General features: G+C 44.1%; 11 protein-coding genes. All 11 read left to right on the top strand.

What is annotated here, in order from left to right:
- Positions 1-126 precede the first annotated feature (126 nt).
- The 11 genes from BO18_RS04800 (at position 127) to BO18_RS04750 (ending at position 14,422) form a co-directional block, all read left to right on the top strand.
- On the top strand, positions 127-2,463 hold the full coding sequence (locus tag BO18_RS04800; RefSeq protein ID WP_066738207.1) for a beta-L-arabinofuranosidase domain-containing protein: 2,337 nt from the start codon (positions 127-129) through the stop codon (positions 2,461-2,463).
- Positions 2,460-3,830: an MATE family efflux transporter gene (locus BO18_RS04795; protein ID WP_034444078.1), complete on the top strand. Its 1,371-nt coding sequence runs from the start codon at positions 2,460-2,462 to the stop codon at positions 3,828-3,830. Before BO18_RS04800 ends, BO18_RS04795 begins: the two co-directional genes overlap by 4 nt.
- A gap of 334 nt (positions 3,831-4,164) precedes the next feature.
- Positions 4,165-6,729, top strand: coding sequence for a hypothetical protein (locus tag BO18_RS32435; RefSeq protein ID WP_051688500.1), 2,565 nt, complete (start codon positions 4,165-4,167; stop codon positions 6,727-6,729).
- Between the two features lie 229 nt (positions 6,730-6,958).
- A complete protein-coding gene (locus BO18_RS04785) occupies positions 6,959-7,429 on the top strand; it encodes a DUF5684 domain-containing protein (RefSeq protein ID WP_051688499.1) in 471 nt (156 codons plus the stop codon).
- Between the two features lie 48 nt (positions 7,430-7,477).
- Positions 7,478-7,978, top strand: a complete 501-nt coding sequence (locus BO18_RS04780) for a hypothetical protein (RefSeq protein ID WP_034444076.1) — start codon at positions 7,478-7,480, stop codon at positions 7,976-7,978.
- A 7-nt stretch (positions 7,979-7,985) separates the two neighbouring features.
- Positions 7,986-9,068, top strand: a complete 1,083-nt coding sequence (locus BO18_RS04775) for a DUF6765 family protein (protein ID WP_034444074.1) — start codon at positions 7,986-7,988, stop codon at positions 9,066-9,068.
- Between the two features lie 13 nt (positions 9,069-9,081).
- Positions 9,082-9,618: a DUF308 domain-containing protein gene (locus BO18_RS04770; protein ID WP_034444072.1), complete on the top strand. Its 537-nt coding sequence runs from the start codon at positions 9,082-9,084 to the stop codon at positions 9,616-9,618.
- 87 nt (positions 9,619-9,705) lie between these two features.
- Positions 9,706-10,383, top strand: a complete 678-nt coding sequence (locus tag BO18_RS04765) for a TIGR00266 family protein (RefSeq protein ID WP_034444070.1) — start codon at positions 9,706-9,708, stop codon at positions 10,381-10,383.
- Positions 10,384-10,497: 114 nt separating this feature from the next.
- Positions 10,498-11,385, top strand: coding sequence for a mechanosensitive ion channel family protein (locus BO18_RS04760; RefSeq protein ID WP_034444067.1), 888 nt, complete (start codon positions 10,498-10,500; stop codon positions 11,383-11,385).
- A gap of 19 nt (positions 11,386-11,404) precedes the next feature.
- Positions 11,405-13,174 carry a PP2C family protein-serine/threonine phosphatase gene (locus BO18_RS32430; protein ID WP_051688498.1) on the top strand — a complete coding sequence of 590 codons (1,770 nt, stop codon included), beginning with the start codon at positions 11,405-11,407 and terminating at the stop codon, positions 13,172-13,174.
- A 21-nt stretch (positions 13,175-13,195) separates the two neighbouring features.
- Positions 13,196-14,422 carry a GNAT family N-acetyltransferase gene (locus tag BO18_RS04750; RefSeq protein WP_034444064.1) on the top strand — a complete coding sequence of 409 codons (1,227 nt, stop codon included), beginning with the start codon at positions 13,196-13,198 and terminating at the stop codon, positions 14,420-14,422.
- The last annotated feature ends 1 nt before the right edge of the window (position 14,423 follow it).

Genomic DNA, 14,423 nt, shown 5'->3' with positions numbered 1-14,423 from the left:
CTATTCAATTTAAATATATCATAATTTCTAAGATAATCTCACACATAGCGCATGAAAATTAAGGAAATCCGTAATTTGACGACATACAATAATTGTATCACTTACACCTATTAGAGAGGATTTTGTATGAGTACAGAAATAGAAATATTTATAGACAAGCTTTACCGTTACGACAGGAAAAATGAGCACTGTAGTATCGGGTTTCCTATTGAGAGGGGGCTTGTATCAGATACTTCCTGCTTTTCTGTTTGGGATCCGGTAAAAGAGATATATCTGCCAGTTCAGGTAAAGGCTACTTCAAGGTACCCAGACGGCTCCATACGCTTTGTCTTTATACGATTTATAGCGGATATTCCTGCAAATAAAAAGAGCACCTTTATCTGCAAGATTCAGGGAAGTGATGAGAATGCGGAAAGCAAGGAAGTAACGTCCTATAGTCCGGTTAAGATCACTAAAACTTCCGCAGGATATGAACTGTCAACAAAAGATGATGTTACAGACAGGGAATTTAAACTGGGGCTTAGTGATAACTCGGATAAACTTCTGGATCATGTAACCTTTGGAAACATAGCTTACGAAGGAGGCATGTTTGAGGGGCCTGTGCTTAGAACTGCAAAGACCAGGGGCGAATACCTGATCAGATCCGGAAGCTGGGAGATAGTAGAAGAGGGACCACTTTGCGTTATTTTAAGGAATAAGGGCGTCCACGTAAATAAGGACAGTGACCTGCGTTACAGCTTTGAGGCCGGACTTACCTTCTGGGCGGGCAAATCTTATGCAGAAGTATCTTACAGGATAATCAATGATACGGAGGATCCTTTAGAGGTTGAATCTCTTGTGTACCGTATTAAAAGAGATGGAGAACCTGGCGATGGACAAGTCTTTCATGTGTCTAACAGCGATGAGGCTGATAAGCTTGCAGAAAAAGAAGACCTTGGCAGGGTAAGGGCTATCACAGCGTCCTCTAATTACAAGACCGATTACTATATTGGCGGAGATGGCGCAGCATCAAGACGACTCATAGATGCTGAATGGCTTATGAAAGAAGCTAACGAGCACTTTGCAGAAACTTTCTATGGAACCTTTTTTGCTGATGTAACAGGGGAAGATACCGGTATCTGCGCTACGATCTTTCAGGCGCAGCAAAACTTTCCAAAGGCGGTAGAGGCTGATGGCAGTGGAATAGCTCTTTTCCTGGTGCCGGAAGGCGCAAACAGTATAGTTCTTCAAAGCGGAATGTCAAGGGAGCAGAGATTCCTTATTCATTTCCACGAAGCAAAGGAGAGCATCAGCAGCTTAAATGATAGGAGTATTGTCTATCAGATGCCTTACAGGCCTTATGTCCTTCCTAAGGTTCATCAGCGCGCTGGAGTATGGCCGGATGTCTTTTCCAAAAAGGCGGACTATAAAGTTGAACAGAATCTTATTGCCCGGGCTGACGGCCATTGTAGGGCATATGGAATGCTGAACTTCGGGGACTGCTATGATGCCAACTACACGGCCCAGGGAAGAGGCTGCGGAAAGCTTGTATGGAGTAACAACGAATATGATTATCCCCATGCCTGTGCGATTATGTTTGCAAGGACCGGGATAAGGCGATTTTTGGATTATAACATAGCTGCAGCAAGGCATTGGATGGATGTTGACGTGTGCCATTTCCACAGAGATCCTATCTACGTGGGAGGACAGTGGGAGCACACTGTGGGACATGTCATAGACGGCAAAATGGTCTGCTCCCATGAGTGGGTTGAGGGACTTCTGGATTATTATCATCTGACCGGTGATGAGAGAGGTTTAGAGACAGCCCTTGGCATTGGTGACAACGTTAACAGGCTCCTTGATACGCCCATGTACGCTAAGGCAGGAGAGATCAGTGCCAGAGAAACCGGATGGGCGTTGCGCACACTGACAGCTCTTTATATTGAGACCGGTGATAAAAAGTGGCTTAAGAAATGCGACAAGATACTGGGGGATTTTAAGACCTGGGAAGAACAGTATGGTCACTGGCTTTCACCCTACACAGATAATACCATCATCAGGGTCGGATTTATGATATCCGTTGCCATCGGCTCTCTTATGCGCTACTACAGAGAGTTTCCGGACCAGGAACAAAGGAACCTTATTATCAGAGCTGTTGATGATCTTATTGAAAACTGCTATGTGGAGGAATGGGGTATCTTCTATTACAAGGAGCTGCCTTCGCTTAACAGGCTTGGTAATAACACGCTTCTTCTGGAGGCCATGACCATAGCCTATGATCTGACTAAGGATCAAAAGTATCTTGAATATGGGATGGAGACCTTCAGGAAGGCAGTGTCGGATTCCCCTAATTATTCAGGAAGTAAGAGAAAAGAGGAGGATGCAGTTCTGGTGGGGACTACCAGCACTAAGAACTTTGCACAGAGCATGATACCTATTGCCGGATTCCACAGGGCTATGGTTGAAGCAGGTTTAGAATTATGAACAAAGCAAAAAAGATAGATATGACAACAGGCCCGATAATGAAGAATATTCTGTTGTTTGCACTGCCGATCGTACTTGGCAATATTCTTCAATATCTCTATACCACCGTAGATACGCTGGTTATAGGACATTACTGCGACTACACGTCGCTGGCAGCAGTTGGCACAAGCTCTCAGCCTGTGGAAGTGCTTTTGTGCATCTTCCTGGGAATTGGCACAGGAGTGAGCATACTTATTTCGCAGCATACAGGAGCTAATGATGAAAAGGGAGTAGGTACAGCCTGCAAAACTGCCATATCCTTTGTATATCTGTGTGGGATTCCTGTCAGTGTAATTGGGTGGTTTATGGCTCCAGTCATTCTAAAGTTTATGGATGTACCGGATGATGTGTGGCAGGATGCGCTTCTTTACACAAGGATAGTTTTGTGTGGTGCCATCGGGAATATCGGTTATAACATGAATGCCGGTATCTTAAGAGGCCTTGGAGACAGCAAAGCTTCTTTGTACTTTCTGATAGTTTCTACTGTTGTGAATATCATACTGGATGTTGTTCTGGTAGGGACTTTTAAATTCGGAGTTGCAGGAGTTGCTCTGGCAACAGGAATAGCCATGTTTCTGGCATGGGTAGTAAGCATTGTTTATATCAGGCGAAGATATCCGGGGCTTGGTTTTACTGTTTTGCCAAGAGGTATCGACAAAGGCGAGATGAAGATGATCCTGACTATCGGTCTTCCCATCGGTCTTAACAACTCTCTGTTTTCCTTTGGACATGTGGCACTGCAGACGCTTATAAACGCTCAGGGATCTGCTTTCATGGCAGGCTGGTCAATAGCTGGAAGAGTAACGGGGCTTGCCAACATGGCCATAACTGGGATATCTTCTGCAGCCACTACCTATTCCGGTCAGAACTTCGGAGCCGGAAGGATTGACCGTCTTAAGCAGGGACAGATCGTCATCCCTTTTGCAAATGGTGCCATTACACTGGGATTTGGGCTGATTTTTGTTTTACTGAGATTCCCTATCCTAAGTCTCTTTTCCCAGGACCCGGGCGTCTTAGCACTGGCTGGCAGAAACGTTGTGATAATGCTGTCTTGTCAGTGGATGTATGCGGTGTTTAATTCAATATCCTGCATAGTAAACGGAACAGGCAAAGTAAGATATACGACCCTCATAAATCTCATGATGCTGTGGGCAGTACGAATCCCATCGGCATATTTGATATCCAGGTTTATCGGAGGAAGGCATCTGATGTTTTGTTTTCCTATTTCCTTCGGCTTTGGAATGCTGTGTATGATCGCCTATTATATCTTTTCCCCATCCTGGAAAAAGCTTATGGACACAGAATTACAGGAAGATTTTAATACATAAAAGACATAAAATGCATAAAAGAACATAAAATACATAAAAGACATAAAATGCATAAAAGAACATATTATGAAAATAAATCTGAGCAGGAATCCGACGCGATAACAGTAGCCAGGCAACGAAGAGTGTGACAGGATAAAGAATGTGAATTAGAATAATATGCCAACAGGGCGGTAGTGCATTTGAATATGCATTACCGTTTTTTTAATTTATAGTTTATGGGAGGTTTATAAAGAAGTTATCGCTATATGGTATACTAATCGAACAGTCTTCCTTTGAATTATTTTTAAGTAAGAAGTGCAGGGGTATAGCAAGGAAGAAGTAAGGAGGGTGTTATATGCAAGGAACGCGAAAACTTCTAGCAAAGGCAATTAGTACTGTTATGGCGGTAGCTTTTTTGAGTGTGAGCATTTTCTCAATCTCAGCTTCTGCTGCAGCACCTGTTATTACTGTTAAGACAGGTCAGGGAAGTGCTGGCGCTGCTTCCGGAAAGGCAGTAACAAACTTAAGAGTTATCAATCTGGAGCAGCCTGGATCAAGTGGTGCTCTTGATACCAAGGCTACCATTATGACAGACCAGGGAATTTTCTGGGAAATTCCTGTAGTCTGGATAGATGATAATGGCGTTATTGTAAAGACCTATGTTCCTGGAAAGAAGCTTATACCTATTTTAGCTTTCTTTGTTCCAGCAAATATTACAATTGCACAGGACAGCGCTATTGGCGGTTTCACAATCAAGCTTCCGGAGTTCCTGGATGGACAGCTTGATTCTTCAAATCTGCTCCTTGTTGCTGATCCTACGAATAATATTACATTCATCACTACTACCAAGATCACAGATACATTATCTGCGATGAGTGATGTTACACCATATCTTCAGAACGTACTTTCCAGCAGTAACAGTCTGGAGCAGATAAATAAGCAAAAGATAAATGGGGCCTATGACTATGCTTCCTATATTGCTGCAAATGACAGTGCTTCGGCTTCGACCGAAAGCAGTTCCGTATCTGAAAGTAGTTCTACATCTGAAAGCAGCTCCGGGGAAAGTTCTTCATCTGAAAGCCAACCTGAGGTGACGGATCCTGTTCTCATGTATTGCTCCAAGAGCGCAATAGAGCATCTTGGATATGACAACATGAAAATGCTTTATAATTTGGTCTCTGATGTTATTCTGCCACAGGTTGTTTCTGTGTTGACCACATCATTCCCGTCATTTGTTTCTTCAAATAATGGCAAGGCCATCGGTGAAAGAATTGGACTTCTTGTTTATACTTCGGACTTCCCTGACAGTCAGGCAAGTTCTCGAACCTCTATAGCATATGTAGCTGGAATACCTGCTGGTACTGAAAAATATGTTTATATGATGGGTGTAAATGCTAAAACTCTTTTTACGCAAAATTCCGAGACGGGAGTTTATGTATTTAATGAGAATGAGCGTGTAAATCTTGAAAACACAGTAATTCACGAGATGCTTCACGCATTTATGGACGATTATACGAGAGCCGGTGTGGTAAGAATGCCGGATGAAAATAATGACTATCCCGGATGGTTCTGTGAGGGTATTGCTTCAGCAGTAGAGAATGTTTACACTTTCAGATATGATCAGTACAGCAAGATCTATGGTTACAGCACTGGCACTAGCGGAACACTACAGGCAACTGATCAAGATGTTTTGACCTTTTACAAAAACTATTCCGAAGTTTACCCTGCAGGAACCGGTCCTACACACAAGCCGGATATTGGCACTTCAGATGATGCTGGCAATCGTATAAGTGCTTATACTATGGGATATCTGGCAACGGTATATTTGTCATTCCTGTCTCAGGCACAGGTAAAAAATACCGATCCATCGGATTATACAAGCTTTAATTCCGCAGATTTAAGAACCGGATTAGATAAGATATTGTTACGTTTGCATGAGGGCGAAACCCTTGATGATGTAATAAAAGACATATCTGGCAATAGGTACAGTAGTACTAATGATTTCACTGCGAAGTTTGTAAAAGGTGGAAACGAAGATGGAACAAACGGCACAGTTAGCGAGACAGAGGATTCTCTTGCGTTCTGTACTTCTTACCTGAATTATCTTGGAGAAGTAACAAGCACATTAAAACAGACAGATCCTACTGCAACTGCAAACGGTTCAATCTTATTGCCACTTGACACAGCTGCCAAGTCTCCTATCCAGGCACAGGCACCCGAAGGGGCAAAAGAAAACCAGAAGTATTTCAATATTTATCACGATCCAACCATTGAGGAAAGCGATCAGCCATTCGTTTATTCAACAGTAGATCCTGAGATTGCTCTTAAATCTGGTGGAAGAACACAGAAAGTTCCGCTTGATCAAGCCGGAACAGGTGGAGCTTCAACCAATGCCAAAGTGGGCAATGAACCATACCTAGTTGCGACTTCTGAAGAGTCAGCACCCGAAGCAGAAAGCTCACCAGCAGAGGATTCGGCAGAAACCGCAGCACCTGCAGAGAACGCAGCAGCTGAGGCAGCAGAAACTACAGCGCCTGTAGAGGATGCAGCGATCGCAGATGCAGACCAGACAGTAGCACTCGCAGAGCCAGAACCTGCTACAGAGCCCGAACAGACTGTAGCTCAGGCTGTTGAATCAGCACCAGCAGAAGAGGCAGCAGCTCCCGCCGACGAAGCTACTCCATCAGAGGATGCAGCAGCACCAGAGGCAGCAGCACCTGCAGCTCCAGCTCAGACAGACGAGGCAGCTCCAGCCGCAGTAGCAGAACCAGCAGCACCAGCTGTAGAGCCTGCACCACCTGCAGAGCCAGCTCCTGCCATCATGCCTGAACCTGCTGTAGAAGAACCAGCACCAGCCGGCGATTCAGAAGATGCTTCACCAGAAGCTTCGGAAGACAATTCCAGTTCAGATGAGACATGACAGACTAATAAATCATATTATAAATGCCGAGGGCTTCGCGAAAATGCGAAGCCCTTTTTAATTGTGGAAAAAAAGTCAATGGGGGCGGTGCATAATTATTTCAATCTCGCTTTTTATACACAGTTTATGGATTTTTTATAAATGAATTAACGAAATATGGTAAACTAATAGGTGCAAATGTTCTTGAATCTATCAAAAAAACAAACAATTTAATCAGGAGGAATTAAGCATGGAAGAATTAGTAGGAGCTATCTTAGCAGGTTTGGCAGTTTATGGAGTTATCAGTCTTGCATGGTACATCATCATGATCATCGCCAACTGGAAAATCTTTACAAAGGCTGGTCAGCCAGGTTGGATGTCAATTATTCCATTTCTTAACAGCTTTATTCTCTTTAAGATTTCCTGGAATACAATGATGTTCTGGATCATGATCGGAGCAGGCGTTGTTGGTGGTGTGCTTGCAAGCATTGCAGGTGAAAATGGAGGCTTCCTTGCCATCCTTAGTCTTATCTTCACAGTAGTAATGATTGTTATTGCCGTTATCGATACTCATAAGCTTTCAAAGTCCTTTGGCCATGGAATCGGCTTCACACTTGGACTTCTTTTCCTTAGCCCAATTTTCACACTTATCCTTGGCTTTGGAAAGTCTGAGTACATCGGACCTAATGGCGAAAAAGCTTCCGGAGAGTCAACATTTTAAACTATTGCATAACTAGTACGATGACTGACATAGGAAAGGAAAGTGTCTATGAACAGTGAAAAAGCTCTTTTGAGGCGACATGAGGATAACCTTAATGTATGCGGAATGGGCATCATCATCCTGGGAGCATGGGACGTTCTGAAGGTTATAATGCAGTTGTTGTTGGAATCTAAAGAAATGTTCCAGTTTGACCTGGAGGCAACGGAAGAAGAAAAGGCAATAACTTTGGTGGTCCTTATTGCTATTATTGCTATTTTTATCCTGTTGTCCGCTCTTATCTTTCTGTTTCACGTTTATATTGGCAGGAATGCCATGAAAGAAGCCAAGGGACAGCCTTTTAAAAAGGGATATTTTGTATGGGCAGTAATACTGCTGGTATTGTCACTTCTTGGCACCTTGTCTTACGCAGATGAGATAAAAGAGGCAGAGGTCTTATCAACAACTATTGCTTCTATCATAGTGGATCTGACCTCAATCTACATTTTAGCGACCCTTGTAATTTCAAGTAGGAAAGTTAAAGCACTTAGAGCTGAACTGACACAGGAGTGATTAGAGTATGCAGGAAGATTTCCATTACTATGCGACATATTGCGCTGCTTTTTTGGCAGGTTATAACCACGAGGAGAGTCTTGATGTGGCTTATAGTGCACAGTTTGTTGACCTGTGTACAAGAACCCTTCTTGCCAAGATCAAGGGCCCTTCAGATGCGGCAACAACACAGATGCAGCTGGAACTTATGGATGCCAGAACCGATATGGTGGGACTTCAGGACATCACCAGGATCTGGTCAGCATTCCATTTCCTTCCAAAGGATCTCTATGCCACAAAGCCTAATTGTGGAAAGAAATATCTGGATAAGTACAGACTGATCTGCGGACCAAATGGTGATCTGGTTGTTAAGACTGTGGAGCTGGCTAAGGATAAGCCCTTGCAGTCAGTTGGAATTGCTATGCACGTTCTTGCTGACACCTGGGCACATTCCAATTTTGCCGGAACACCTTCCCTTGTCATCAACAATACAAACTATGTTTTCTATGAGCTGTTCCCGGAGGGAGACGGTTACAGAGAGGTACCAATTACCTTCGTGCATAAGACTTCAACTCCGGACGATCTGGAAAACAGCATTTATACAAACAGTCTTTACCAGACAAATGAGAATACCATCATGAACCTGGGCCACGGCAGAGCCGGACACCTTCCGGACTACAGCTTTGTAAGATATAAATATCTTCCGGCCTGGGGAGATTATGAGGAACTGATCAAGGACAATCCAAGTGATTACATGAAGGCCTTCACTCAGATGATCCAGGCTATGAAGTATATCCGCGGAGAGTACAGTTCCTTCCAAAAGAACGAGTACGACATGAATGCAGTTGAGCCATACATGGACAGGATAAAAGGCATTATTGAAAAGAGACAGATCATCGCAAGCGAGGACTGGAAGGCCTTTGGTGAGGATCTTTCAGGGCAGACAATTGAAGACCACAAGATAGACAAGTATTTTGATGAGTACACAAACAGCACCAATAAGGACGAAACCTTTATCGGTAAGTTCACCAGAGGTGCAATGGCTCATAAGGGCATGGTAATCAGCGAAATAGCCAGATCTAACAACAAACTGGCCGGAATAGCCAGGTAAAAGAGGGTTAAATATGAGTGGATTTCAAAGAGTAAGAAAAGTTCTGTTCGGATTATGCATGATAGCAGTAGCACTGTTTTTCATCTTCTTCCCGTCAGACGAAGCTTATATGATAATTGTCGCTATCCTTTCATTAGGTCTTGCCATAGTGGGAATTAAGGATATCATTTTCTATTTCACCATGGCAAAGCACATGATCGGTGGAAAGATGATCCTTATCCAGGGAGTTATCATCCTTGATTTCGCCCTTATCACGGGATCACTTGCAAATGTGCCTAAGATCTACATTCTACTTTACCTGATAGGTATCCATGCATTCTCAGGTGTGGTAGAGATCCTAAGAGCCATGGAGTCAAAGAAGGCAGTGGAAGGTCCATGGAAGCTTAAATTCACCCATGGTATCATCAACTTCCTTCTTGCTATAGCGTGTCTGATCTTCATAAGAAAATCACACACAGCACTTCTTATCTATAGCCTTGGACTTATTTATTCCGCAGTTGTGAGGATATTCAGCGCGTTCCGTAGAACTTCATTTATTCTCATCAATTAAGGAAAATGGGGGGGAGGAGACAAGCTGACTGTAGCGCCTAAAGGGTGTGCGGGATAAATTTTATAAGATTAAAAAGGAGGTAACTGAATGAATTGTGAAATCAAAGGTGGAAACTTTCCGGTAGCAATCTGCGATTTGGCAGCAGGCGAGGCACTTATGTGCGAAACTGGCGCAATGTCCTGGATGAATGGTGGAATCAAGATGGAAACCAACACAGGCGGCGGACTTGGCAAGATGCTCGGACGCGCATTTTCAGGTGAGTCTCTTTTCTTGAACCGCTATGTAGCTGAGAGCCCAGGAACTCTTGCACTTGGCGCTTGCTCACCAGGTGAGATCCGTAAGATAGATATCTCGGGAAAACCTATCGTAGTTCAGAAGGGTTCATTCCTTGCTATGGACGAAGGCATTGACCTTGATATCTTCTTCCAGAAGAAGATCGGCTCAGGTCTCTTCGGTGGTGAAGGTTTCATCATGAACAAACTTTCCGGAAGCGGCTCTGTTCTTCTTGAGATCGACGGTGGTGCTGTGGAGTATGATCTTGCAGCAGGCGAGCAGATGACAATTGATACCGGATACCTTGTAATGATGGATGAGACATGCTCTATCGACATCGTAATGATCAAGGGCGTTGGAAACATTCTCTTCGGTGGCGAAGGTCTCTTCAATACAGTAGTAACAGGTCCTGGACACATTATCCTCCAGACACAGCCTCTTACACAGTTTGCTTCCAAGATTGCTGAGATGATGCAGGCAATTAAGAAGTGATAATAATTTATTAACAGCAAAAAGGGGAGCGCAGATTATCGAGTAATTGTATTTTCTGTGCTCCCTTCTTTTTAAATTTTACGATGAATCCTTTATCAGGAAGGAGAAAGAATCATGACTGACCCCTACAGCATAGTAACTCAATTATTAGATGATGTTTTTAAGGATTTTTCACCTCAAATGATGAACAAAATGATCCTGATCACAATTATTGCAATGGTAGTTCTGCTGCTCTTGTACATAGGGTTATTCTTCCTTCTTCTTAGGATCAAGAAAGGTGTTATTACAAGACTGGAGAAGAAGCACGGCAAGAGCCTTACTCTTCAGTTCATAGAACGAACCATTACCTTTACTCTTATTGTTATCTTTGTTGTTCTACCCCTTGGCGGTGAGCATATCGCCAGATCGCTCCTTGGTAGTACTGCAGTAGTGGCAGCAGTTGTTGGTTTCGCTGCCCAGGAAGCCGTAAAAAACATGTTTGCAGGCCTTCAGCTCAGTATTTACAAGCCCTTCGATGTGGGCTCCAGAGTTGAGTTCGAGGACGGGACTACGGGAATTATCGAGTCCCTTAATTTAAGACACGTGGTGGTAAGTCTTCTGGATACCACCAAAGCAATAATCCCTAACAGCAGCGCCAACTCCATGAGAGTTATAAGCTACAGCTACGGAGAGGTTCCAAGATCCGCCACCTTCAAGTTCCCTGTCAGCTATGACTGTGACGTTGACAAGGCAAAAGAGATAATCCGCAAGACCATTTGCGAGTGCCCTCTGACACTTAATGAGGACAAGTACGATGAGAGTGTCCCTAACAGCAGATGCGTATATTTCCTGTCCTTAGAGGACAGCGCCCTTATCATGGGAGCTACAGTTCGATTCCCTTCCCACTACAAGAGCGAAGTAGTTAAAGATGAGATCAATACCTCAGTGTTCAAGGCCCTTAAGGCCAACGGCATTGAGATTCCATATAACAAGATGGATGTAACTATACAGAATAAGGCATGAGCCGAAAGGAACCATGTTCATGGAGAACACAGAGAAAAAGAAATCCAGTAGGAATCAGAAGATCCTCATCCAGACCGGAGTAGTGATCATAATATTGTTCACACTGATGACCATTGCTGTCGGAAATATGATCACCATGTCCGCCTTCTCCACATCCTTAAACAGCAATATGAAGATGTTTGAGAAATACATGGATTCACTGGGGGACAATCTGAATGAATACAAATCCCTTACCTGGCTCATGGATTACTGGAAGGCAAATTCAGAGTCTATGATCACCGAGGATGACATGATCAAAAAGGTGGATGACATAGATGAGATTCTGGATAAGTTATCCAAAAAGCGCGGAGCGGATATCCTGCCCGAGGAGGCAGAGAGCCTTACCTCTGAAGAACAGCTGGATTTCGCCATATACGCCTATAACCAGTTTAGCGAAGTAATGAAATATTATCAGGGCGAGAATGAAGACTTTGCCATTATCATCGCTATGACTGGAGAAAATGACGAAGAGCCTGTGGCAATCCTGACAAATTATCCGGATGAGGAAGCACTTATTGGAAAGCCTGCGGACCTTCCGGAAATTCAAAAGATCATAGATAATACGAGGCATGCCACCAGAGCAAAGGTTTGGCAGTGGGCTTTTACCACCCCAAGTGATGCCATGATGTTCGGTACGAATATTCCTTTTTTGCCTTATTCCGGGGCTGACAAGGCGGAGTACTTCGGAATCTTCACCGGAGAGCTGGTCTATGCAGACATGGACTATACAAACAGCATAAGAAACAGTGTTATTGCCATGATGATTCTGGTTTTCATCCTGCTTTTGCTGTTCCTGTACTACATAGTACCAAGACCCCTTGCCAAGCTTAAGAAGTATGTTTCAGAGTATTCCGAGTCCAAGGATACAGACAAACTGGTAAAAGAGCTTTCGGCGATCCGTTCACATAATGAGATCGGAGCATTTGCTGATCAGTTCTCAGATATGGCCCAGGAGATGGAGCGCTATACCAAGGAAATGGAGCATCTGGCAGCGGAAAAGGAAAGAGTTGAGACAGAGCTAAACGTGGCCCAGAACATCCAGATGTCCATGCTGCCGCATACCTTCCCTGAAAGCGAGGACTTCAGGCTGAGCGCTTCAATGACTCCTGCAAAGGAGGTAGGTGGAGACTTCTATGACTGCTACATGATAGACGATGATCACATGGCTTTGACCATAGCGGATGTTTCCGGAAAGGGTGTTCCGGCATCGCTCTTTATGGCAGTTTCAAAGACCATGTTAAAGAACAGGACGCTGGTAGGCGGAAAACCTTCAGAGATCCTGGCGGATGTAAACAACTGGCTCTGCGAAGGAAATGACAGCTGCATGTTCGTAACTGTATGGCACAGTATCCTGACGATTTCCACAGGAGAGCTTATCTGTGCAAATGCAGGCCATGAGAATCCAGGAATCCGTTCCGGAGATGGAACCTTCCGTCTTATAAGGACTGAGCATGGCATGATGCTTGGAGCCATGGAAGATCTGACCTTTACCGATGAGTATTACACCCTCAATCCGGGAGATGCGCTGTTTGTCTACACCGACGGTGTTCCGGAGGCTAACAATATGGAAGAGAAGATGTTTGGCGAGGATAAGCTGGAGTCAGTTCTTTCCACAGTCATGAGCGAAGATACACCTCAGGATGTAATGAAGAAGGTAAGAAGCGCAGTAGACGTATTTGCCGGAGCAGCGCCTCAGTATGACGATCTTACAATGCTTTGCCTTGTTATGAACCCAAAGACCCAGGACTAAGTACAGATCAGGAGAGCATACATGAACCTAAACTATATCTATATTAACGAACTGGCAGACAGAGCAGAGGAACTGGATGAAGTAGAAGAGGCCATAGAGCAGCTGAAAAAAGAGACTGAAGGGCAGAAGCTTCGTGAGTTTGAATTGAGGGATAAGTTTGAGGAACTTTACCTTAAAAAGATCTCGATTCAGTATCGGGTTGCAAGGATCTTTCATCCATGGTCGGAAATGGGAAAGCAGGCTCTAAAGGCAGCAAGTGACTGTGAAAAAGAATATGAGCAGCTGGTAGGCGTGCTTACCTCCAGGATCACGGATTCTGCCATCAGGAAATATATGCCTCTTTTCTCCCAGGATATCGCTGAAGATATCATGGTTGGAAAAGTACACGCTATCGGCGCTGTCAGGTTCAATGAGAAATCAGTATATGCTGTTGGTGCTCTTGCCTACAGCATCGGACTGGACCGACTTTCAGAAGATCAGGTGCTTAATATCGAGTGGCTTTATGTGGCCAGTGACTACAGGCATCAGGGAGTTGCTACCATACTTCTTGGAAATATCCTGGAAAGGTGCATGGAACAGGATATTAAGTACATAACCTTTGATTTTCCGGAGGAGGATGAGTATTCACAGGCTTTCTACAACATGTTCAGTGACTGGCATTTTGAATTTGAGAGCGGACTTTCACCGGAGTTTGTTGTAAAGGTTTCTAAAGATGAGGAGAAAAGAGCTGTTGCCAATCTCGCAGAGGGTGTCCACTCTATCGAAGGTATGGAGCGGGAAGATCTTGAGAGAATTGTTAAAAAGCTCACTGAGACTGATGGAGAACTGAAGGAAATTCTGTGTGGTAAAAGACCCTTTAGTTACTATGATCAAAAGCTCAGCTGCTATACCATGGATAAAGGAAATGGAGCCCTTTTACTGGTTCACAGGATGCCCAGTGGCCTTGTGAAGACAGAGTACCTTGGATGGACGAAAGGCGGAGCCCCTTCGATCAAGGGGCTGATAAGTCACCTGGCAGTCAGTGCCAGAAAGGCTTACGGCGATGACACACTGATCATGGTACCGGTGGAATCCATTGAACAGGGAGAAGCTCTGGACAAGTTTTTCCCTAACCAGCTTAGAAGAGCCCTGATAGAAGCACGGCTTTCTGATCCAATGCCAACAGAAGATATTGATTGCGAAACAGGTATCCTGATAGCTACTGCAACACTTGAAAGACTTGAACCTTCGGATATAGATGAGGTGTAAT

It is taken from the genome of Butyrivibrio sp. AE2032 (assembly GCF_000702965.1).
Note: the sequence above shows the minus strand (reverse complement) of the source record. Positions and strands in the feature narration are given on the sequence as shown.